Here is a 20,651-nt window from a genome sequence, read left to right as displayed (position 1 = left end):
GGCGCGCCGTGCTACACAGGGAGCCGGACCATACATCGGTTCGCAACTCCTTACCTGCTCATTTGCAATTGGGGGATCCATGGGCGAGTCGTCGCCTCTGACCATCCAGCAGGAATCAATGCTGCTGCTCAACAAGATGGCGCCCGACGGTATCGGGTACAACCACTTCGCGGGATTCATCGTCCGCCCCGGAATCGGCATCGAACAACTGCGACGCGGCATGGATACGCTGCTGGCCCGGCACGATCTGCTCCGGTCCACCTTCCACGCCGACCGAACCGGCGCCTTCCGGCTGATCGGCGCGACCGCGGCAATCGAGCCCGAATTCATCGACGGGACAACGCTGAATGCCGAGCAGGCCCGCGAGCTGGCACAGCAATTCGGCTACCGCTCCTTCGCGCTCGATAGGGAACTGCCGCTGCGCTGCTTGCTGATCGACCGGGGCCCGGAGGAATCGATGGTGGTGCTGGCGACGCATCACATCGCGAGCGATTTCCATTCGGTCGGCGTGCTCGTGGAAGACCTGTTCACCGGTGCGCTCGCGCCGGATCGCGCGCTGGCCCCGGTCGAGCATTCGTTCACCGATCATGTTCACGCGCAACGGCGGTGGCTCGACTCCGACGCGGGCGCGAACGCCCGCCGCCACTGGTCGGCTCTGCTCGAGGGTGTCGATCCGGTGCTGGATCTGCCGGGCGATCTGCCGCGACCGGCCGAGTACCGCCTGGTCGGCGGCACCGTCGACTTCCGGCTGCCCGACCGGCTGGTCACCGATCTCAAGGCCGTCTGCCGCGACTGCGGTGTCACGCCGTTCTCCTACCTGCTGGCGGCGCTCGTCGTCCTGCTACAGCGCAGCAGCGGCCGGCGCGAATTCGTCCTCGGCTCGGGCATCGGTACCCGCAGCCGCCGAAGCGCCCATGTGATCGGGCCTTTCGTGAACACCATGCCGATCAAGGCGGAGGCCGCGCCGGACCTGACCGTTGCCGCGCTCGGCACCGCGCTCGCCGACCAGATCACCCGATCCGCCGAACACGCCGGATACCCGTTCGCGCTGCTGCCCAGCGCCCTGGGCGTGCCCCGCGACCCCAGCAGAACACCGCTGGTGCAGGTGCTCATGACGCTGATGGCCACCGGCCGGAGCAACCCGGTGCTCGCCGCGATCGCGGAAGGCAAGGGGCGCTTCGTGATCGGCGACCACCAGCTGGAACATCTGGACCTGCGACACCAGGAGGGCCAGTTCGACCTGGGGCTGGAGATCTACCAGACCCCGCAGACGATCCGGGGACGGCTGAAGTTCAACAGCGAGATCTTCACCAGGGCCACGGCCGAGCGGATGGTCCGGCACTACACGACCCTGATCGACGCGGCCGTGCGCAATCCCGGCGAGCTCATCGACCGGTTGTCCATGGTGGATCACGAGGAGAAGGCCAGATTGCTGGCCTTCTCCTCCGGCGAATAGCGCGGGCGGCAACCCAGCAGATCCAGGGCATCCTCCACGTCGTCGGTGTCCTGGATCAGCGCCCGCTCCTCCGCGCCGATGAACCCCGCGCCGACGAGGTGGTCCAACAGGGCGATCAGCGGATCGTAGAAGCCGTCGCGGTTGACCAGCACCAGCGGCTTGCAGTGAAACCGCAGCTGATTCCAGGTGGCCACCTCCATCAGCTCGTCGAGCGTGCCGAGACCACCGGGCAGCACCGCGAACGCGTCGGAGAGCCGATACATCAACGCCTTTCGCGCGTGCATATCCTTCACCACGAAGATCTCCCCCCGCACCTCCAGGGATTTCTCACGCTCGCGCAGCTCGTGAGGGACGACGCCGGTGACGGCGCTGCCGCCGTCGAACACGCCCCTGGCCACGGCGTGCATGACCCCGGTGCCGCCCGCGCCGTAGACGAGACCGGCGCCGCGGGCGGCCAGCGCGAGCCCGAAGTCGTGGCCGAGCGTGATGTGGTCGTCGGACACCCCGGCCCGGGCGCCGCAGAAGACGCCGACCTTGGCGGTGAATGTGTTTGTGGCGCTACTGAACATGCTCATCTCCTCGATGACTTACTCGAATGTCGTGGCCGAGAGCTGGACCTCGGCGAATGCCCGGCTGAACAGCTGCTCCCCCGCCGCGCGCACATCGAGGGCCACGGTGGCGGTGTCGGGGCCCAGCGCCCGGATGCGGCCGGTCAGCTCGAGGTCGGCCGCGGCGCGGGCGGGGATCTCGGCGGGGCGGGAGAATCGCACGCCGAATGTGCGGATGGCGGTCGGGTCGCCGAGCCAGGAGGTCAGATATCCGGCGGTCACCCCCATGGTCAGCATTCCGTGCGCGACGACCGTCGGCAGCCCGGCGAATTCCGCTGCGGCGTCGCTGAAGTGGATCGGGTTCGGGTCGCCGGAGACGCCCGCGTAATTCACCAGGTCCCCGCGGGTGAGCCGGGCCGCCCGCGGCGGGAGCGCCTGGCCGACGGCCAGTCGGTCGGCCCGCGGCACCGTGTCGACGTCCGGTCCCCGATAGGGGCCGGAGGCGGAGGTCGGCAGGTCCGCGGCGGCGGTGATCGGAATCAAATATGGTGTCCGGTCGCCATCGCCGCGCATGGCCACGGTGTCGACGAGCCGCGCTATATCCGGACGCACCGATTCTCCCCGCCGGATCGCGAGGGTCGTCGATTCGACCCGGACCAGGTAGCCCGACTGGTCGGTCACGACGAATCGCAGTGCGACGAAATCGGTGTCGGCGGGCGAACGAATCGACGTTATCTGCACCGCACAGCGCAGCCGGTCACCCGCGACGACGGCGCGATGAATCTCGAAGGTCTGCTCGGCATGCAGCACCTGGGACAGATCCCGGTCGGGGAGCACGGTATTGAGCACCGCTCGGATTCCGTTGACGGTGAGGATCGCGGTGAAGGTCGGCGGCGCCACCACGCCGAGGTAACCGAGTTTCCGGGCGCACTCGTCGTCTCGATGCACCGGATGGTCGTTCTGCACGGCCCGCGCGAATTCGCGAATCTTCTCCCGGCCCACCTCGTAGTGGTCGGGCAGCCGGAACCACCGCCGCGTCGACATGCGGTCGCCCGTCAAGGGATTGCCACCACTTGCGCGGCGTGCACCAGTCCGGCGCCGTAGCCCATGATCAACGCCAGGTCTCCGGGCGACACCGCGCCGTCCGCGCGCAAGGCCTCCATGGCCAGCGGGATCGAGGCCGAGCCGGTATTGCCCTGGGTCACGATGTCGCGGGCGACGACCACCGAGCGGGGCAACCCCAGGGCGCGCACCAGGGTCTCGGTGATGCGCAGATTCGCCTGGTGCGGAACGAATGCCGCGAGATCGTCGGCGGCGACCCCGGCCTCGGCCATCGCCTGCCCGGCCACCGTGACCATGGCGCTCGTCGCCCAGCGGTAGACGTCCTGGCCGACCATGGACAGTGCCGGGAAGCGGAATCCGGGTCGCGCCAACGCGTCCGGATCCCGCAGCGCGTCCCAGCGGGTGTGCTGCCGGATCGCCTCGCTCTTGGAACCTTCCGAACCCCACACCACCGCACCGATTCCCGGTGTCGCCGACGGCCCGACCACGACCGCGCCCGCGCCGTCGGCGAACAGGAACGCGGTCGTGCGGTCCTCGAAATCGGTGAGATCGGACAGCCGTTCGACCGAGACGACCAGCACCCGGCCCGCGGAGCCGCCGCGGACCAGATCCCGCGCGATGGTCAGCGCGTAGTTGAACCCGGCGCACGCGGCGCCGACATCGAACGCACCGGCCCGCAGGCCCAATTCGTGCGCTATCTCCGCGGAGACGGACGGGGTGTTCCGCAGCGACGACAGCGTCGTGACGATCACGCAGTCGATATCGGCGGGCACGAGCCCGGCGTCGGCGACGGCGGCGCGTGCCGCCGAGGCGCCCATCTCGACCAGGGTCTCCTTCGCCGAGGCGTGGCCCCTGGTCACGATTCCCGAACGCGCCCTGATCCATTCGTCATCGGAGTCGATGCGCTCACAGATCTCGTCGTTGGTCACCGTCCGGCGCGGGCGGTAGGCCCCGAGCCCTTCGATGCGAGCGAACCGCGCACGTGCGCCGGTCCGCATTTCTCGTAGTGGCATCCCGTCAGTCACATCGCACCCCGCGCCGGGTCCGGCCGTCGACCTCCCGGACCATGTACGTCGCCGTGGTCACGGCCGCCCGGGCGCAGCCCAGCATCTCCCGCGCCCGGGTCGATTCGGATAGGTTCACCAGCGACATTCCGTCCAGCGCGCATCGAACGAGGTGCGTCGCCGCCGCGGTCAGGGGTTCGCCGACCGGGTCCGCATTCAGCTTCTCGTAGGCGGTGCGGAGGAGGTCTTCGGCCTCCTCGAACGAGCTTCCGGACATCACGCGGCCCCGGATTCGTCGCTTTCGTGCTGCATGACGTAGTCGGCCAGGTCGGAGACGGTGGTCAGCTTCGGCAGTTCCGTATCCGGAATCTCGACACCGAACTTGGACTCGCTGGCCACGATCAGGTCGACGGTGGTCAGCGAGTCGACGCCGGCCGCGGTGAAACTGATCGATTCGTCGTTACCGCCTTCGTATTCGGGCAGGAATCGCTTGATGAGAGCGAAGATTTCGGCGACAACCTCGGCACGGTTCATGATGACAATTCCTTCTGATTTCCGACGGAAAATTCTCGTATGCTTACAGGCGGACGACCTGAGCCGCGTGGCTCAGGCCCGATCCGAATCCGATCAGCAGCGCCAGGTCTCCGGATCGGACATCGGAGCTCTCGTACAGGCGCCGCAGCGCGAGCGGGATCGTCGCCGACGACGTATTCCCGGTGTCGACGACATCGCGCGCCACCTGGGTCGGGGCGAAACCGAGTTGGCTGGCGAGCATGTCGACGATGCGCAGATTGGCCTGATGCGGCACGAACCAGGCGATCTCGTCGAGCCCGACACCGGCGAGCTCGCAGGCGTGCGCGGCGACCGCGGGCATTTTTCCCGTGGCCCAGCGATAGACGGCCTGGCCCTGCATCATGATCAGATCGCCGTCGCCGCGGATCTCGGTTTCGATCGCCGACGCCCGCGATCCGTCACTGCCCCAGCTGACCGGGCCGATACCCCACCGGTCGGCCGCGGAGACCACGGCGGCGCCCGCGCCGTCACCGAAAATGACGAAAGGCTCCCGAATGCCCGGATCGATCAGATCGGACAGCCGCTCCGAGGAGGCGATCAGCGCATTGCGCGCCTGCCCCACCGCGACCGCATTGGACGCCATCGACAGCGCGTAGCTGAATCCGGCACACACCGCCCCGAGATCGAATGCGCCCGCCCCGGGAATGCCCAGCCCGGTCGCGACCTGCGGCGCCCCGGCGGGCATCAGCTGCCGCCTGCTCGAGGTGGTCAGAATGACCAGATCGACCTCGTCCGGCGCCACCTTCGCGTCGTCCAGGGCCCGCTGCCCCGCCGCGACGGCCATGGTCACGATATCCTCGTCCGGCCCGGCGTGATAGCGCGTCTCGATACCGGTGCCATTCTTGATCCAGTCCGGATCCACCCCGGCCCAGGCGGCCAATTCGTCGTTCTTCACGGCCCGGACGGGGCGGTAAGAACCCAGGCCGCTGATTCTCGTTCCGTTCGCAGTCACAGCGTCACTCCACCATCGATCTGAAATACCTGGCCGGTGATATACGACGAGCGGTCGGAGGCCAGAAAAGCGACCAGCTCGGCGACCTCGTCGGCGGTGCCCGGTCGACCCAGAACGACACCGGCGAGTAGCTTTTCGGCATGTTCGGTGGTCAACGCCGAACTCATATCCGTGTCGATCAGACCCGGGGCCACGACATTGGCCCGCGCGCCGTAGCGGCCGATCTCCTTGGCGAACGACTTGGTGAATCCGATCATCCCGGCCTTGGACGCCGCATAGTTGGTCTGCGCGAAATTTCCGTACACGCCGACCACGGAGGATATGGTGACCAGCGAGCCCGATCGGCGGCGCATGAAACCGCGCACCACACAGCGGGCAATATTGTAGAGCCCGGTCAGATTGACCTGGAGAACGTCGTGCCAGTCCTGATTGTCCATGAGCGCCAGCGGGCTGTCCTTGACGATGCCCGCGCTGTTCACGACGGCGGCGATCGGCCCGGCGGTGCGCTCGACGTGCCGGACGAATTCCTGCACCTGCTCGAAATCGGTGACATCCAGCTGGCGGCACACCACCTCGGCGCCCTTCGCGGCGGCCTCGTCGACCACGGCCCGGGCGGCGTCGGTATCGGCTCGGTAAACGAAGGCGATATCGTAGCCCTCCGCGGCCAAGCGGTTCACCACCGCCCGACCGATGCCACGCGATCCTCCGGTTACCAGAGCGACTGGTCTTCTCCGGTCTGATACCGACACATGAACCCCATGATTACTGGTTGTTTTCTGTTGGTCGGTAATCAGCGTGCGCCACGGGTCGATACTGAAGCTATATACCGAACGCGCGGCCGGAAACGCGGGCGCGGATCACGGGTTCCGCAGGGCGATCGATGTCGGCTCGGAAGGCAGGGCGAGCAGCGGGAAGAGTCCGGGATCGGCGTCCAGCACGGCGTGGAACGCGCGCACCAGATCGGGGCCGGGATCGACACCCAGTTCCTCGGCGAGGAGCAGGCGTCCCTTTTCGTAGACGGCCAGCGCGTCGACCTGCCGACCCGACTGATACATCGCCGCCATCAGCTGTACCCGAAACCGTTCCCGGAACGGAAAGCGGCCGACCAGGCCGATGAGTTCCGGGATCGATGTCCGATAGCGGCCGAGGGCCAAATCGGCGTCGATGCGATATTCGGTCGCCGTGGTCCAGGCTTCCTCCAATACCGGCAATTCCGCTTCGGTCAGATACTCGGTGGCATTGGTGAGCGCCGAACCGCGCCAGAGATCGAGTGCCGCCCGCAGCAATTCCGACGCCTCGTCGAACAGCCCGGTGGCCAGCCGCCGACGACCCCGATCGGTCAGCTGCTCGAACATTTCCAGATCGACCCAGGCGTCCTTCGTATCGATCCGGTAGCCTGGGGGCTGGCGGATCACATCGACGTCCGGACTCAGGCGCTTCCGCAGCCGGGATATGTAGGTGTAGATTTGCGCGTCCACCGTCGTCGGCGGATTCCAGCCCCACAGCAGGAAGCTGAGCCGATCGTCGGAAAGGACCTGCCCGCGGGCGAGCAGCAGCGCCGCGAGCATTGTCTGCAATTTCCGTCCCGGCAGGGCCAGTGCACCATCGTTTCGCGCGGCCACCACGGGACCCAGGATTCTCAGCTTCATAACATTCCCGCTTCTCCGACGGACGCGGGATCGTGTAATTTCGGTATTCTCATCACACCCCCGAGCACGTCATACCACCCATGGCCGCCGATCGTGTCGAGCAACCACTCATCGAATTGTCGATCGGTGTGCGAATCGACTATTGAGATCTTATAACGATGACGACTGGTCCGGACAGGGATGCAACGGTCCGGCGCCCGGAGTCTCAGCGCGGAAAATGGCCGGGGATTCGATCCGAGCCCGCACGGCGAGCCAATGTCTCCGCGAGTTGCTGCCAGCTGAGCGAATACTGCCGGGCCAGTTCTCCCACCAGGATCGCGCAATGCCCCGGAAGGCTTTCCGCCATCGATTCCCACAGCCGGGGATCGGCCGGAACGCTGTCCAGCATTCGCAGCAGCTTGCGCCCGTGCTCGGTGAAACGCAGCGACGGGTCCGCACGCAGAATCCGCACGATGGTCCCGGGATCCCTGGATCCGCCGTGATCGCTCGGCTGCTCGGCGAGCACGGGGGACCGAGGAATCCCGGACCCCTCCTCCGCGGCGGCGAGCGCGCGGCCCGCGCGAACCTCGCGTCGCACCTTCTTGGCGGTCGTGAGCGAGGTGCCGGATCCCAGCGCCACTTCCCTCGCCGATGCCTCGGGGTGGGCATCGAGGAAATCCAGCGCACGGCGGCGCCCCTCCCCGGCCCTGACCGGATACGCGACGCCGTCGCGACCCACCCGCTCGTCGGCCCGGTGCGGAATTTCCGCACCGGCCCCCCGCCGGACGGCGGCGATCGTCTTGTCGGACAGGCCCACGACCTCGGCCACCCGCCGGTTCGACCAGTCCGGATACGACAGCAGGATCCGGAACGCGGCGGCCTTCCGGTCGGCCAGCGACAACGGCAGCCCATGGGTGGAATTGAGCTTCACCGCCAGCACGAACGCCTCGGCGGGGCCGCCGTCGAAAAACACGGCGGCAATGGTCGTATCACCGCGAAGTCGAGCCGCGTGCAACCGATGCCAGCCATCGACGACCTGCATGGTGTCGCGATAGACCACGATCGGCGGAAACGCCGTCAGCGATTCGGCCAGCATACGGACATGACCCGCGCTCACTCCCTCGGTACGCGGGGACGAATCCGACGGCAGGACATCGGAGATCGGCAGTTCGACGACGTTCGAGCAGAACGGCAGTCGGTGGAGTGGTTCCGCGGCGCTCATCGAGGATTTCCCTGCAAGTCCATAGCTCGAGGCCATCAATCTCTGCTGTTGTCGAATCCACATGCCGAAACCGCACTCCTCCCCCAGGGCCGGATACACCCGGAGCCCCACGAGTCAAGGTGCCAGACCCCGCACTCCTTGTCAACTACTTTGAACAAGCAAGGATTGACTCGGGCAAATCTGTTCAATACAGTGAATGTAAGCTCGCTCGAGCTGTCGAGCCGAAGGAGCTGATCTTCCCCGTGAGCATCCCCGCCGACGACCCTGGCCCCCTCGCCGCCAAGCTCAACGCCCTGATCGAGGAACGCTGGAAGCACCTACCGAAACCCCCGGGCAACGCGGTGATCGCCAGGGAAATACGGGAGCAGACCGGCCTGGCAATATCCACCGGCTATCTCTGGATGCTCCGCACCGGACAGCGCGGCAACCCCACCGGCCCGCGCCTGCAGGCGCTGGCGAAGTTCTTCGGTAAATCACCGGCCTATTTTCTCGACCAAGAATTGACCGATGAGGACATGGAACTCGCCGCCGCGCTCAACTCGCGCGGTGTCCGCATGATCGCGCTGCGGTCCGACGGCTTGTCCGAGCAGAGCCAGCGGGCGATTCTCGAGATGGTCGAGCGCGCCCGCGAGATAGAAAGGCTCGATCACCCCGTCGACCCCAGCGCATAGCCGTCCCGCGAGGCCGCGATCGCCCGGGCGCAGTCGGCGACGAGGGGCGAGTGCCAGGCGTCGGCGACCTTGCGGAGCCAGCGCAGCTCGGTCCGCGCATCGACACCGCCCCGGCGGACGAGGTCGAGCGAGTTCTTGCTGCGGGCACGCCCGATCTCCTTGGCCTGCAACGCTATTCTGAGCCAGCACGCGGTCGCGGCGGCTTCTCGCCGGTCCTCGCTCAGCCTCTCGGCGCGCAGGGCGTCGTGAATGCGGGCGAGGTGTTCGGGCGTGATCCAGTCGTGCATGATCAGCAGGCCGTCGCGGATCTCGATGAGCCGCCGGTGCAGCCGCAGTTGGCTGTCGTGCAGGGTCAGCGCGTCGATCAGTCTCGGGCGCGGCGGGTTCAGCGTGATATGCGGCAGCGCGTGGCACAGCGCCCTCCAGAGCGGATACAGCCGCGCGCAGTGCCACCAGTTGGCCACCGATCGCTTCATCGGCAGCACGGCGGCGATGGAGCATCCGACGATGACGGCGACGGAGTGGACGGCCGACACATACATTCCCAGCGGCAGCATCTTGGCGGACGACGAGAACATCGCCGCGACACGGGTGAGGAGGAACCCGAGGAAGGCGCACTCGGCGATGGCCAACGACAGCACCGCGGCGCGTAACAGCCGGGTGTGAATTCGAGGAACGCAGCGGCAGAACAATATCGCGGACCAGGTGGTCACGCCGATCATGTACAGCAGGTACGTGACCCAGTACACCGTGTGCACGGTGAATGTGTCCGGCATCGGAAGGAACCGGGCCCGGGTGGGGATCGCCCGCACCGTGACCATGGCGAACGTGATCGCCATCGTCACGGCCGTGAGCACGCCCCACGCGTACACCGAGCGCGGGAAGGGCGCGGATCGGTATTCGTTCGACCGGTACGTCTGTAGCGCGAACGTGAACAGCGTCGTGGCCACTCCGACCGCCAGCAGGCTCGAGGCCAGGCTCTCCAGGTTCGTGATGCCGACCAGATGGCGAAACCCCCGGGCCATCGGCGGCTGGATCATCGCCAGCCCCAGGCCCAGCATCAACAGCGCGAGCCAGAGCGGGCGCTGCCGCGGATGCCATACGGCGGAAACACGAGCCAATACGACGACGGAACAGAGAATGAGAAGTACCAGATGAACCTTCTCATACATGGTCGATGGCCCCCAGCGCCGCGCCGAGCCGCCATTCCGAGCCGGTCACCGGGTTCGCCTGGACGGTCGCGGCCCGTTCCAGAATGAGGCTGGCCACCATCTCGGCCTCTTGTTCCTGCCGGGTCGTGTAACTGGTTCGAGCCAGCGCCCGGCGGGTGAGGACCTCGTCCGCCGTGCCGTCGGCGAGCAGCGGGTACTCCTGTTCCACGAGCCGAGTGACGTTGTGCCCGCAGAGGATATGCCCGATCTCGTGGAGGATGATGTGGTCCTGATGAAACGAGCTGGTCTTCTGCTCGTAGAAGATGTGGTCGGCGACATCGGTCGCGATCCACATGCCGCACGGCGCCCCCTCCCCGGACTGTTCGGACAGCGGGTGCAGATAGAGCCGTCTGCGGCGTTGTCGGGCGATCGAATCGCAGAGGACCTGAACCGAGAACGGGCGCGGCAAGGTGATCTCACCGAGCACGGCGCGGCCGTACCAACGAAGTCGACGCTGACTCATATGTGGTGCCCCCTTGGGTGAACTGAAGCGGACAGCGGCAGTAACCAGCCTTGCCTCCCCGCACGGCCACAGCCGAGAAGAAACGTGTGTCTTTTCCCGAGCTGGACCTCACCCTACAGGAAAATCATTGGAACACAGCGCATTCCAGCATTGTGCTTCGAACGATTGGTGAAAGACCTCCTGTGACATAGCGATTCGCCGTGCAAGCCTCGCCTCGCGAGCCTGCACGGCGAACCGACGGGCGGCGCGCACCCGGCTAATGCTTGTACTGATCTTCCTGCACCCAGTGGAAACCCCGGCTGAGCTGCGGGAATTTCTGTAGGTCGAGCAGTTCGAGAGCCATGTGCACGGGTCGGCCGTCGAGTTGCCCGTCCAGGGTGAGACGGTCGGGCCGGGGCCTGGTGTAGGTCAGCACGCAGAGTCGGGCGTGACTGCCCGGGTCCGTCAGGCTCAGGGTGTGCCGGTCCTGATCGACGTCGGCGCGGTACCGGGTCAACGAGTCGTTCATCGACTGCACGGACGTCTGCGCGGGCACGTCGTCGAACACGATGCGACGCCAGCGTTGCGTGTCCGTGATCAGCGGCGGCAGTTCCTGACCGGCGACGGAGTACTCCGCGACGTCCCAGATGCCGTACAGCGGCGACCTCGGCTCCTCCTGCCTGGTGATGGTCCAGCCCCGGTCCACGAGCGCGGCCAGGATCCAGATCCCCAGCAGCACTTGGGCTCCCACCGCGATCCGGTTGGCGCGCGCCGTGCCGAACAACGCATGCTCGCGCGGCCGTTCGACCGGGTGGTCGCTGACGAACACCTCCATGAGTCGACGCAGGTGGGGCGCGGCCAGGACGACGGCGATCAGCAGCAGATGCAACGCGTAGAGCTTCACCGGCACATCGAAACTCAGGTTCAACAGGAACACCTGCAGCATGGACACCGCGCTGAGCACCGCACCCAACGGCGCGACGCGCGGCACGATCAGCAGCAGCCCGGCGACGATTTCGGCTGCCCCCAAAGACATCTCGTACGGCCGCGACGAGGCGACCTGCTGCCACAGCACGCTCATCGGACTGAAATCGCCCCACGGCTCGACCATCCTGGCCAGCTCGAACCGCATCTGGATCGGGAACACCTTGATCGTGCCGTAGTAGAACATCTGCGACGCCAGGCAGATCCGCAGAAATACCTGAAACCACGTGTGCAGCACCGGATATCGCACGCGCCGCCGGTCCAGGACCGACCAGACGACGGTGGCGACCGCGGCCAGGACGAGCAGGCAGAACACCCACACCCAGTAGTACATGATGTCGCCGCCGCGCGAGGGATGGTACTGCGATCGCACCCCGAACACGTGCGCGCCGACCCAGGCGACGATCGGGCTCAGTTGCCGGGACTCCCACCCGATGACGCGCTCACCCGCATCCTTGGTGAGGAATCCTCCCCACCACACCGTGACCAGTTCGACGCTGAGGCAGAACGACAGAAAGTAGACGAAGCAGAACCGGAACGCCACGCGGGTGGCCGGGCTCCAGCGCCGCCGCGGCGGCTCCGCGGTCACCACCTGATCGTCGGGCAACACCATCGAATCCACATACGTACTCATTTCTTGGTCCGAGGCCCCGGGGGCGGCTCGATGCGGTAGCCGTCCTCGATCTTCGGGACGGGGACTCGTCTGCGGCTCAACGCCTTTTCGATGGCCGGGGCCAGTCGGGTCAGCTTGGCTTTCTCGCGGGCCTCGTCTCGTTCGTGGAATTCCGGCATGACCTCGCGGGCGAACAGTTCCAGGGAGGCGCAGATCTGGTCGTGGGGGATTCTGCCGGTTTGGCAGATCAGCAGGATCTGGTCCACGCCGACTTCCTCGTATTTGCGCAGGTTGGCCTTGATCTGTTCGGGGGTGCCCACGCCGTCGAACGCGGAGCCCGCGGTGGCCGAGGGCTCGGCGATGCCCGCCTCCACATCCGGGATGCCGAGGTCCTGCCACAGGTTGGTGTGGCCGGGCATCGGGCGGCCGTATCGGTAGTAGTAGATGACGGCCCTGGCGAAGAACTCGTGGCTGGCCAGGCCCTGTCTCCTGGCTACCGCCTCGTCTTCGTGCGCCATCAGGTACATGGTCATGGCCACGTTCGGATTCACCGAACGCCCCACGGGGACGCAGTCCTCGGATTCGATTGTCGCGTAATAGTCGTCGACCCACTTTCCGGCTTCCTCCGGGCCGAGGAAGGACAGGGTGAGCGCGCCCGTACCCCGCTTGGCGGCCTCGACGATGCCGTCTCGGCGGGAGGCCGAGCGCCACAGCGGGGGGTGTGGTCGCTGGAGCGGTTTGGGCAGCACGTTGCGCGGCGGCATCCGGACGTATTCGCCCTGGAAACCGGCGAACGGCTGCTCGGCGAACATGCGGATGATCGCCTCCAGCGACTCCTCGCACGCGGCCTGTTTGGAGTTCCACTCGACATCGAAGCCGCCCAGCTCGACCGGGGTGGACGACTCGCCGGAGCCGAATTCGACTCGGCCGTCGGAGATGAGGTCGAGCATGCTGATGCGTTCGGCCACCCGCGCCGGATGGTTGATCTTCGGCGTGATGACCATGACCCCGTGGCCGAGCCGGATCTGCTTGGTGCGCTGGCTGGCCGCCGCGAGCACCACCTCCGGCGCGGAGGAGTGGCTGTACTCCTCGAGGAAGTGGTGCTCCACCATCCACGCGTAGTCGAAACCCAGTTTGTCGGCCAATTCGATCTGGTCGATGGTCTGCTTGGCGATGCGGTGGGCGCCGCCTTCGACCCAGGGCTTGGGTTCTTGGAGTTCGAAGAACAGACCAAACTTCATCGTGCGGCTCCGGTCTTGTCGGGTAACAGGTCCGGCTTCAGCCTGGGGCAACGGGCAATACTGGACCTATATGAGGAGGGAAAACCCTACCCCCGATTCGTCGGTATCCTTGGCTGACTTACCTATTCGTGGTAGCCACACTGAAAGACATGTTGAGTTGCCCGGAACACGCCGCCACCACGACCCGCTGGACCGGGCTGTCCCCCTCGCGCCGATGGGCCATGGCGGGTGCCGGAGCCATTGCGGTACTGCTGATTCCGTGGTGCGTCTGGTTGTACTACACGCTCCCGCAGACCGTGCGGGTGGGACATTGGCCGCTGCTGTGGCTCGGACTCGACACCGCCGAGGCGATCAGCGCGGCGGTGACGCTGCTGCTGCTCTTACGCCGTAGCCCCACCGCCGCGCTCAGCGCCGCCGTCGGCGCCGGACTGTTCTTCGCCGACGGCGTCTTCGATATCGGAACCTCGCTGTCCAGCGGCGGATTCACGACATCGCTGCTGATGGCCATCTGCCTGGAATTCCCCATCGGGATCGGCGCGCTGTGGTTCGCCGCGCGGGCACTACGGCAGCGCGCACCGCAGGCGGAGCAGCGACACCTCACCGCGGTCTCGATGCCCACCACCGCCGACGCAGCCGGGACGAACGGCTAGGCCGTGTCATTCCCGGCCGCGCTCGGCGGCGACCAGCTCGTCGATGCACACCACGATCGCCAATGCCAGCGGCACATCCGGGTGGTAGATCTCCACGCCGTACGTGTCGCGGATGCGGAACCACTTGCGTGAGGTCTGCGCGACGACTCCCCCCGGTCCCTCGAGGGTGTAGTTCTTCTCGATGAGGTCACCGCGCGCCTCCCACCGCTCGCCGGTGGCCAGCACGATCGTGAAGCTGTGCCGAATCGGGCTGAACAGCTTCTTGCGCACCGTCGCCGCATGCGCCCCGCCGACCCGCACGACCATGGTGTCCCGCAGCGCGATCAGCCGCTTGCGCCCCACCGCGTACACCTCGCCCCGCGGCCCCTTCAGCTCGAAGGTCCGGCGAAACGCCAGCACCTTCCCGTCGACGAGAAAGGCCCGGTTCCCCGCGTCGTCGGTCACCCAGTAGTCCTGCCCGAGGCTCAACACGCGCTGCCGCATCACATATCGCACACGCACAGTGTGCCTCGACGGGAGACCGACCGCCGTGCGCGAGGATCGTCCTGTCGTCTGCCGAGGGAGGGAACGATCGATGCGATACCGAACGCTCGGGGCTGTCGGGACAAGGGTGCCCGCTATCGGGTTGGGGTGCATGGGCATGTCCCTCGCCTACGGTGCGGCCGAGGAGGGTGAATCGCTGCGCACGCTGGACCGTGCCGTCGAGTTGGGGGCCGCGTTTCTGGATACCCGGGACCAGCTCACCGACCAGGACAATCGCCGACGCTGGCCCCGATTCGCCCGGGAGAACGTCGCGGCCAACCTCGCCCTGGCCGACGATGTCACCCGCGTCGCCGCCGAAATCGGCTGCGCCCCGGCGCAAGCGGCACTCGCGTGGCTGCTGGCGCAGGGCGAGGACATCGTGGCCATCCCCGGCACCAAGCGCGCCGAATACCTCGAACAGAACGCGGCCGCGGCCGATCTGGAGTTGACCGCCGAGCATATCCGGCGACTCGCCGAGGCGGTACCCGGCGCGGCCGTCGCGGGCGACCGCTATCCGGCGGCGGCGTTGAACCGGCTGGGGCTCTAGCCCCGCAGCGTGGCCTCGGCCAGCTCGTGCCAGTTCGCCCGCGCACCTTCGGCCGTCGCCTCGGCGAATCGTTTGTCGCCGAGGCGATGTCGCGCCGCATGCTCGATGCGGGACACATCCGGGTGCGAGCGATCGGGCAGGCCGCGGACCGCGGCACCGGCCGCGAGCAGGCGCGCGGCCTGCTCGTCCCGGTCCGCGCGCAACGCCAGATCGGCGATACCGACCAGGATCTGGGCGAGGAGGGGTGCGTATCCCGTGGCGGATGCCGCCCGCAGGGCCGCGGCGCGATGCTCGCGCGCCTCGGCGAGGCCGTCGACGAGGTAGCCGCGCAGGTCGTGTACCACCGCGCCGATGTACGGCTGCTCGGCGCCGTCGCCCAGTATGGTTGTCGCGGTGTCGATCTCGCGGTACGCCTCCGCGATGTCGCCGCGCCAGCGCGCCAGTTCCGCCTTCGTCAGGGCGAGTTGGGCCAGTTGGTTCGGCCAGGCGGAGCGGTCGGCGTGGCGCTGCGACTCGGCCATGGCGGCCGCGCTGGCGTCCGCATCGCCCAGCAGCCAGTACAGCTGGGCCTGACGGGCCCGCAGCAGGAAGACGTCCTCGATCGCGCCGACCTCGGTGACCACCGCCACCGCCTCGTCGAAAAGCTCGAAGGCGGCGGCGAATTCGCCGCGCTCGGCGAGCCGATTCCCCAGTTCGGTCATGGCGAACGACATTCCCCACCGCTCGCCGACGGCCCGGAACTCGGCGAGCGCGGTCTCGAGATACGCGTCCACCTCCCGCCCCGACCGGCCGACCGAGATCCGCGACCTGCCCATCTGCAACCGGGCCAGCGCGCGCACCCAGGGATCGTCATGGGTGAGCAGCGGTTCGAACGCGGTCGGCAGCGCGTCCGGCCCCCGCAGCATGCGTTCCAGCGCGTCGACCAGCGCCAGCCACGGGTAGCGGGCCCGGCCGCGGCGACCGAACCGGTACGCCTTGCGAATCCATTCCGCCACCTGGTGGTCGTCGCCCGGCCCGGTGGTCAGGAAGTGCGCGACCAGCCCGTACACCACGGCCCGGGTCTCGTCGTCCACCTCGCCGGGCAGGTCGGCGGCCGCGGTGAGCAGCTCCATCCCCTCGACCTTGTGCCCGCTGAGCCACCAGTACCATCCCGCGACCGCCGCGAGCCGCATCGCCGCGGCCGCCTCCCCGGCGGCGAGCGCGCCCCGCATCGCGGCGGCGATATTGTCGTATTCGGCGTCGAGCGTGGCCAGCCACTCCAGCTGCTCGGCGCGGCGCAGGTGCGGTTCGGCGGTGTCGGCGAGCCCGGTGAAGTACGCGAGATGCGCCCGGCGGGCCGCCTCCGCCTCCCCCGCCTCCGCGAGCCGGTCCCGGGCGTACTGCGCGATGGTGTCGAGCATGCGGTAGCGCGGCCCGCCGCCGCCCGCGGGGAGCAGCAGCGATTTCTCGGTCAGCGCGGTCAGCAGCTCGAGCACGTCCCCCGCCTCGACGGTGTCACCCGCGCAAACCTGTTCGGCCGCTTCCAGACTCGCGCCGCCGGAGAACACCGCGAGGCGGCGCAGCACCAGCCGTTCGGCGTCGGTGAGCAATTCCCAGCTCCAGTCGACCACCGCGCGCAGCGTCCGGTGCCGCGGCAGCGCGGTGCGGCTGCCGCCGGTCAGCAGGCGGAACCGATCGTCGAGGCGGGTGGCGAGCTGATCGAGGGACATGGTGCGTAAGCGGGCCGCCGCCAATTCGATTGCCAGCGGAATCCCGTCGAGCGCCCGGCAGACGCGCGCCATGGTCGCCAGGGTGTGGGCATCGGCGGTGAGATCGGTGCGCACCGCACCGGCCCGGTCCCGCAGCAGCCGAACGGCGGGGGAGGATTCGATCCGGCCGGGGTCCGCGTCCGCGGCGGGCACCGCCAGCGGCTCGACCCGCCAGATCGCCTCGCCCGTAATGCCGAGCGGTTCCCTGCTCGTCGCCAGCATCCGCAGCCGCCGACATTCCCCGAGGATCCGGTGCGCGAACGCGGCCGCGGCCTCGATCACGTGCTCGCAGTTGTCCAGGATCAGCAGCGTCTCGCGCTCGCGGATCGCCGCGACGAGCCGATCCAGCGGGTCCGCGTTCGGGGCGCCGCCGAGCAGCGAATCCCGCAGCCCGAGCGCGGTGAGCGCCGCCTGCGCCGGGTCACCGCTCGCGCCGACGGACGCCAGTTCCACCACCCAGGCCCCGTCCGGCAGGTCGTCGAGCATGGTCCGCGCGGTTTCGGTGGCCAGCCGGGTCTTTCCCGAGCCGCCGGGCCCGGTCAGGGTGGTGAGCCGATGGTCGGCGATGAGTCCGCGCACGGCGGCGATATCGGCGGCGGCGCCGACGAATCCGGTCAATTCGGCGCGCAGGTTCGTCCTGCGGTCGTCGTCGCGCGCGCCGACCTCGCCGCGCAGCAGCGCGACGTGCAGCGCGGACAGCTCCGCCGAGGGGTCCACGCCCAGCGTGTCGGCGAGCGCCTCCCGGGTCCGCTGGTACACGACCAACGCCTCGGCGCCGCGGCCCGCGCCGCCGAGCGCGCGCATCAGCGCGGCAACGAGCCGCTCCCGCACCGGATTCCGGGCCACCAGCTCGGTCAGCTCGGCGACCAGCTCCGGCCCCCGGCCGAGGCGGATCTCCGCCTCGTACAGATCCTCCGTCGCGGCCAGCCGCAGCCCCTCGAACCGGGTGGCCACCGCGTCGACGGCCGCGCTGTCGCGTATCTCGATGTCCTGCATGAACGTTCCGCGCCACAGCCCCAGCGCCTCGCGCAGCAGTTCGGCCCGAGGCGCGTCGGCGCCGCCGCGGGCCTGGTCCAGCAGCTGTTCGAAGCGCACGGCGTCGACGGCGCGGGGCGGCGCCGCGAGCCGGTATCCCCCCGCCTGCCCGTCGAGCGATCCGTCCGGCAGCACCCGCCGCAGCCGGGAGACCAACGCCTGCAAGGCATTCGCCGCATCGGCGGGCGGCTGCTCACCCCAGATCCAGTCGACCAGCGTCGCTTTCGGGACCGCGCGATCGGGTTCGAGCGCCAGGGCGATCAGCAGCGCCCGTAACCGGACACCCGGCACCTCGATCACTCCGCCGTCGTCTGCTCGGATGTCGAGCGGTCCAAGCAACCCGATCTGCACCCGACCATTCTGCCGTGGCCCGCTCCGGGCGCCTTGCCGGGCAGGCAATTCGGGCTCCGACCAGGAAGAACACCGCGTCAGGGCACGTATCAGACCGGTATCAGGTCGGTATCAGCCGGGCTGGCGACAGTATCCCGTGTGAACAGCGCCGCAGGGGCATTCACACCAGCCGAATCACACTGTCGAGGAGAACAAGTCATGCCCACGTTCCAGACTCCGGAGCCGATCGCCATTACCGTTGATGTGCTCTCCGGCGAGGTCACGGTGATCGCCTCCGATCGCACCGACACCGTCGTCGCGGTCCGGCCCGCCGACGCGTCCAAGAAGGCGGATGTGCGTGCCGCCGAGCAGACCCGGGTCGATTTCGCCGCCGGCGCCCTGACCGTGCGGACGCCGAAGGACTGGCGCACCTACAGCCCGTTCGGCGGCAATCCGTCGATCGAGGTGACCATCGAGGTGCCCACCGGCTCCCGGCTGGCGGCCTGCGCCGGGGTGGGCCGCGTGGTGGGTCTCGGCGAACTCGACCAGTGCGAGCTGGAGGTCGCCGCCGGGGACATCGATATCGAGCGCACCAGCGGTTCGGTGACCGCGAAGGTCGCCAAGGGCGATATCCGCATCGGCGAGGCGGCGCGCGGGGTGCTCCGCCTGGAGACCTCCACGGGCGAACTGGAGGTGGGTATTCGCCCGGGCAGCGCGGCACGACTGGAAACCACCACCCAGCACGGCGCCGTGCAGAACCGGATGGAGCCGGTCGGCGCGGCGGGCGATGGCGACGTCGTGCAGGTGTATGCGCGTAATGCGTACGGCAACATCATTATTCGGCACGCCACCGCCGCCTGATTCTCCGGTATTTCCACCGATCGACTCTGCCCGAGGACATTCGATGAGTGACACTGTTCCTGTCCCGCACGGCCTTCCGATGGAGCGCAACGCGGGTCCGTTCAATCCGCCGCGCGAGATCACGCGATTGCGTGCGGTGCGCCCGGTCAGTCCGATGATCTTTCCCGACGGCCACGAGGGCTGGCTGGTCACCGGTTACGAGGCGGTCCGCGGGCTGCTGGCCGATACCCGGTTCAGCTCCCGGCAGGACCTGGGCATTATCCACGTCCCCTACGAGACTCCCGGCATGCCCGCGGCGACCGAGCCGTCGCCGCAGGTGCCGGGCCTGTTCATCGCCATGGACCCGCCGGACCATACGCGGTTGCGGCGTAAGCTGACCGGCGCCTTCACCGTCAAACGCATGAGGCAGCTCGAGGACCACATTATCGAGATCGCCGAGCGGCAACTCGATCACCTGGCGCGGCTGACCCCGCCGGTCGACCTGGTCCGGGAGTTCGCGCTGCCGGTGCCGTCGCTGGTGATCTGCGAACTGCTCGGCGTGCCCTACCAGGATCGGGAGACCTTCCAGGCCAACTCGGCCCAGTTCCTGGTCAAGGACCAGACGCTCGAGCAGAAGATGGCCGCCTACGGTGCGCTGACCACCTTCCTCGCCGAACTGGTCGCCAGTAAACGCGCCGCACCCGGTGAGGACATCCTGTCCGATCTGGCACGCCACGACGACCTCACTCTCGAGGAACTGACCAGCATGGCGTTCCTGCTGCTGCTCGCCGGTCACGAGACCACCGCGAACATGCTGGCGCTGGGCACCTTCGCGCTGCTGGAGCATCCCGATCAGGCGGCCGCGCTGCGTGCCGACCCGGACCTGATGCCCGACGCCGTCGAAGAGCTCCTGCGCTATCTGTCCATCGCGGATATCTTCTACCGCTACGCCACCGACGACATCGAACTCGGCGGCGAGACAATAGGAAAGGGATCGACCGTCGTGGTCTCGCTGCTGGCCGCCAACCACGACCCCTACCGCTTCGACAACCCCGACACCCTCGACATCTTTCGCAAGGCCCGCGGTCACGTGTCCTTCGGTCACGGCGTCCACCAGTGCCTGGGTCAGCAATTGGCCCGGATCGAGATGCGCGCCGGGTTCACCGGACTGCTGCGCCGCTTCCCGACCCTCGCGCTTGCCATCCCGGCCGAGGAGGTGAGACTGCGGACCGATATGAATATCTATGGGGTCCATGAGCTTCCGGTTACGTGGACGGAGGCGGTTTCGTAGCGGTGGCGTGGTCCCGGCCAAAAGCACGCCGGGACCGCAGGGGGAGACGCACCGGGACCACAGGGGGAGACGCGCCGGGAC

Annotated in this window: 21 protein-coding genes; 6 read left to right on the top strand and 15 right to left on the bottom strand. The window is 68.0% G+C overall.

The window, feature by feature from the left end; all coding sequences use genetic code 11:
• Nucleotides 1–79: 79 nt before the first annotated feature.
• On the top strand, nt 80–1,456 hold the full coding sequence (locus tag HPY32_RS30595; protein WP_082870563.1) for a condensation domain-containing protein: 1,377 nt from the start codon (nt 80–82) through the stop codon (nt 1,454–1,456).
• Here the strand turns inward: HPY32_RS30595 and HPY32_RS30590 are convergent.
• The 9 genes from HPY32_RS30590 to HPY32_RS30550 form a co-directional block, all read right to left on the bottom strand.
• A complete protein-coding gene (locus HPY32_RS30590; RefSeq protein ID WP_067584369.1) occupies nt 1,411–2,025 on the bottom strand; it encodes an LOG family protein in 615 nt (204 codons plus the stop codon). The genes HPY32_RS30595 and HPY32_RS30590 overlap by 46 nt on opposite strands.
• An 18-nt stretch (nt 2,026–2,043) precedes the next feature.
• Nucleotides 2,044–3,063, bottom strand: a complete 1,020-nt coding sequence (locus HPY32_RS30585; protein WP_231951307.1) for a fused (3R)-hydroxyacyl-ACP dehydratase subunits HadA/HadB — start codon at nt 3,061–3,063, stop codon at nt 2,044–2,046.
• The gene (locus HPY32_RS30580; protein WP_067584366.1) at nt 3,060–4,079 is read right to left on the bottom strand and encodes a beta-ketoacyl-ACP synthase 3; all 1,020 of its coding nucleotides are present in this window, start codon (nt 4,077–4,079) and stop codon (nt 3,060–3,062) included. The genes HPY32_RS30585 and HPY32_RS30580 overlap by 4 nt, the downstream gene beginning before the upstream one ends.
• Before the next feature lie 4 nt (nt 4,080–4,083).
• Nucleotides 4,084–4,347, bottom strand: a complete 264-nt coding sequence (locus tag HPY32_RS30575; protein WP_067578032.1) for a hypothetical protein — start codon at nt 4,345–4,347, stop codon at nt 4,084–4,086.
• Complete coding sequence (locus HPY32_RS30570) at nt 4,347–4,604, bottom strand: acyl carrier protein (RefSeq protein ID WP_067578030.1); 258 nt, start codon at nt 4,602–4,604, stop codon at nt 4,347–4,349. Before HPY32_RS30570 ends, HPY32_RS30575 begins: the two co-directional genes overlap by 1 nt.
• A 43-nt stretch (nt 4,605–4,647) precedes the next feature.
• Nucleotides 4,648–5,595 (bottom strand): beta-ketoacyl-ACP synthase 3, encoded by a 948-nt coding sequence (locus HPY32_RS30565; RefSeq protein ID WP_067578028.1) that lies wholly within the window; start codon nt 5,593–5,595, stop codon nt 4,648–4,650.
• Nucleotides 5,592–6,344, bottom strand: coding sequence for a 3-oxoacyl-ACP reductase FabG (gene fabG, locus HPY32_RS30560; protein WP_067578026.1), 753 nt, complete (start codon nt 6,342–6,344; stop codon nt 5,592–5,594). Before fabG ends, HPY32_RS30565 begins: the two co-directional genes overlap by 4 nt.
• Before the next feature lie 108 nt (nt 6,345–6,452).
• Nucleotides 6,453–7,244, bottom strand: coding sequence for an AfsR/SARP family transcriptional regulator (locus HPY32_RS30555; protein ID WP_067578024.1), 792 nt, complete (start codon nt 7,242–7,244; stop codon nt 6,453–6,455).
• Between the two features lie 205 nt (nt 7,245–7,449).
• Nucleotides 7,450–8,445, bottom strand: a complete 996-nt coding sequence (locus HPY32_RS30550) for a ParB/RepB/Spo0J family partition protein (protein WP_231951305.1) — start codon at nt 8,443–8,445, stop codon at nt 7,450–7,452.
• 242 nt (nt 8,446–8,687) lie between these two features.
• On the opposite strand from HPY32_RS30550, the gene HPY32_RS30545 reads away from it, so the two are divergent.
• The gene (locus HPY32_RS30545; protein ID WP_067578020.1) at nt 8,688–9,116 is read left to right on the top strand and encodes a hypothetical protein; all 429 of its coding nucleotides are present in this window, start codon (nt 8,688–8,690) and stop codon (nt 9,114–9,116) included.
• Here the strand turns inward: HPY32_RS30545 and HPY32_RS30540 are convergent.
• The 4 genes from HPY32_RS30540 to HPY32_RS30525 all read right to left on the bottom strand — a co-directional run bounded on the left by HPY32_RS30540 (nt 9,092) and on the right by HPY32_RS30525 (nt 13,607).
• Nucleotides 9,092–10,288, bottom strand: coding sequence for an MAB_1171c family putative transporter (locus HPY32_RS30540; RefSeq protein WP_067578017.1), 1,197 nt, complete (start codon nt 10,286–10,288; stop codon nt 9,092–9,094). The two genes, HPY32_RS30545 and HPY32_RS30540, sit on opposite strands and share 25 nt — an antisense overlap.
• Entirely contained in the window at nt 10,281–10,790 is a 510-nt protein-coding gene (locus HPY32_RS30535; RefSeq protein WP_067578015.1) for a hypothetical protein, read from the bottom strand. Before HPY32_RS30535 ends, HPY32_RS30540 begins: the two co-directional genes overlap by 8 nt.
• 256 nt (nt 10,791–11,046) lie before the next feature.
• Nucleotides 11,047–12,387 carry a DoxX family protein gene (locus tag HPY32_RS30530; RefSeq protein WP_082870561.1) on the bottom strand — a complete coding sequence of 447 codons (1,341 nt, stop codon included), beginning with the start codon at nt 12,385–12,387 and terminating at the stop codon, nt 11,047–11,049.
• A complete protein-coding gene (locus HPY32_RS30525) occupies nt 12,384–13,607 on the bottom strand; it encodes an LLM class flavin-dependent oxidoreductase (RefSeq protein ID WP_067578013.1) in 1,224 nt (407 codons plus the stop codon). The genes HPY32_RS30530 and HPY32_RS30525 overlap by 4 nt, the downstream gene beginning before the upstream one ends.
• Nucleotides 13,608–13,756: 149 nt before the next feature.
• Here HPY32_RS30525 and HPY32_RS30520 point away from each other — a divergent pair, with 149 nt between their 5' ends.
• The gene (locus HPY32_RS30520; RefSeq protein WP_067578011.1) at nt 13,757–14,257 is read left to right on the top strand and encodes a hypothetical protein; all 501 of its coding nucleotides are present in this window, start codon (nt 13,757–13,759) and stop codon (nt 14,255–14,257) included.
• A 6-nt stretch (nt 14,258–14,263) separates the two neighbouring features.
• Here the strand turns inward: HPY32_RS30520 and HPY32_RS30515 are convergent, their stop codons facing one another.
• On the bottom strand, nt 14,264–14,752 hold the full coding sequence (locus HPY32_RS30515; protein ID WP_067578009.1) for an LURP-one-related/scramblase family protein: 489 nt from the start codon (nt 14,750–14,752) through the stop codon (nt 14,264–14,266).
• Nucleotides 14,753–14,897: 145 nt separating this feature from the next.
• Between HPY32_RS30515 and HPY32_RS30510 the strand changes: the two genes are divergently transcribed.
• Nucleotides 14,898–15,326, top strand: coding sequence for an aldo/keto reductase (locus tag HPY32_RS30510; RefSeq protein ID WP_197696332.1), 429 nt, complete (start codon nt 14,898–14,900; stop codon nt 15,324–15,326).
• Here HPY32_RS30510 and HPY32_RS30505 read toward each other — a convergent pair.
• Nucleotides 15,323–18,460: an ATP-binding protein gene (locus HPY32_RS30505; protein ID WP_067578005.1), complete on the bottom strand. Its 3,138-nt coding sequence runs from the start codon at nt 18,458–18,460 to the stop codon at nt 15,323–15,325. The two genes, HPY32_RS30510 and HPY32_RS30505, sit on opposite strands and share 4 nt — an antisense overlap.
• Before the next feature lie 198 nt (nt 18,461–18,658).
• On the opposite strand from HPY32_RS30505, the gene HPY32_RS30500 reads away from it, so the two are divergent.
• Together HPY32_RS30500 and HPY32_RS30495 are read left to right on the top strand one after the other, a co-directional pair.
• Nucleotides 18,659–19,300: a DUF4097 family beta strand repeat-containing protein gene (locus tag HPY32_RS30500; protein ID WP_067578003.1), complete on the top strand. Its 642-nt coding sequence runs from the start codon at nt 18,659–18,661 to the stop codon at nt 19,298–19,300.
• A gap of 43 nt (nt 19,301–19,343) precedes the next feature.
• A complete protein-coding gene (locus tag HPY32_RS30495) occupies nt 19,344–20,570 on the top strand; it encodes a cytochrome P450 (protein ID WP_067578001.1) in 1,227 nt (408 codons plus the stop codon).
• Nucleotides 20,571–20,651 lie beyond the last annotated feature (81 nt).

This window comes from Nocardia terpenica, assembly GCF_013186535.1.
GTDB classification, from domain to species: Bacteria; Actinomycetota; Actinomycetes; order Mycobacteriales; family Mycobacteriaceae; genus Nocardia; species Nocardia terpenica.
Note: the sequence above shows the minus strand (reverse complement) of the source record. Positions and strands in the feature narration are given on the sequence as shown.

Coding starts and splice junctions, on each gene's coding strand:
- HPY32_RS30595 (WP_082870563.1), top strand. CDS start 80: ATGGGCGAGTCGTCGCCTCTGACCATCCAGCAGGAATCAATGCTGCTG.
- HPY32_RS30590 (WP_067584369.1), bottom strand. CDS start 2,025: ATGTTCAGTAGCGCCACAAACACATTCACCGCCAAGGTCGGCGTCTTC.
- HPY32_RS30580 (WP_067584366.1), bottom strand. CDS start 4,079: ATGCCACTACGAGAAATGCGGACCGGCGCACGTGCGCGGTTCGCTCGC.
- HPY32_RS30575 (WP_067578032.1), bottom strand. CDS start 4,347: ATGTCCGGAAGCTCGTTCGAGGAGGCCGAAGACCTCCTCCGCACCGCC.
- HPY32_RS30570 (WP_067578030.1), bottom strand. CDS start 4,604: ATGAACCGTGCCGAGGTTGTCGCCGAAATCTTCGCTCTCATCAAGCGA.
- HPY32_RS30555 (WP_067578024.1), bottom strand. CDS start 7,244: ATGAAGCTGAGAATCCTGGGTCCCGTGGTGGCCGCGCGAAACGATGGT.
- HPY32_RS30550 (WP_231951305.1), bottom strand. CDS start 8,445: ATGAGCGCCGCGGAACCACTCCACCGACTGCCGTTCTGCTCGAACGTC.
- HPY32_RS30540 (WP_067578017.1), bottom strand. CDS start 10,288: ATGTATGAGAAGGTTCATCTGGTACTTCTCATTCTCTGTTCCGTCGTC.
- HPY32_RS30535 (WP_067578015.1), bottom strand. CDS start 10,790: ATGAGTCAGCGTCGACTTCGTTGGTACGGCCGCGCCGTGCTCGGTGAG.
- HPY32_RS30530 (WP_082870561.1), bottom strand. CDS start 12,387: ATGAGTACGTATGTGGATTCGATGGTGTTGCCCGACGATCAGGTGGTG.
- HPY32_RS30525 (WP_067578013.1), bottom strand. CDS start 13,607: ATGAAGTTTGGTCTGTTCTTCGAACTCCAAGAACCCAAGCCCTGGGTC.
- HPY32_RS30520 (WP_067578011.1), top strand. CDS start 13,757: ATGTTGAGTTGCCCGGAACACGCCGCCACCACGACCCGCTGGACCGGG.
- HPY32_RS30510 (WP_197696332.1), top strand. CDS start 14,898: ATGTCCCTCGCCTACGGTGCGGCCGAGGAGGGTGAATCGCTGCGCACG.
- HPY32_RS30500 (WP_067578003.1), top strand. CDS start 18,659: ATGCCCACGTTCCAGACTCCGGAGCCGATCGCCATTACCGTTGATGTG.
- HPY32_RS30495 (WP_067578001.1), top strand. CDS start 19,344: ATGAGTGACACTGTTCCTGTCCCGCACGGCCTTCCGATGGAGCGCAAC.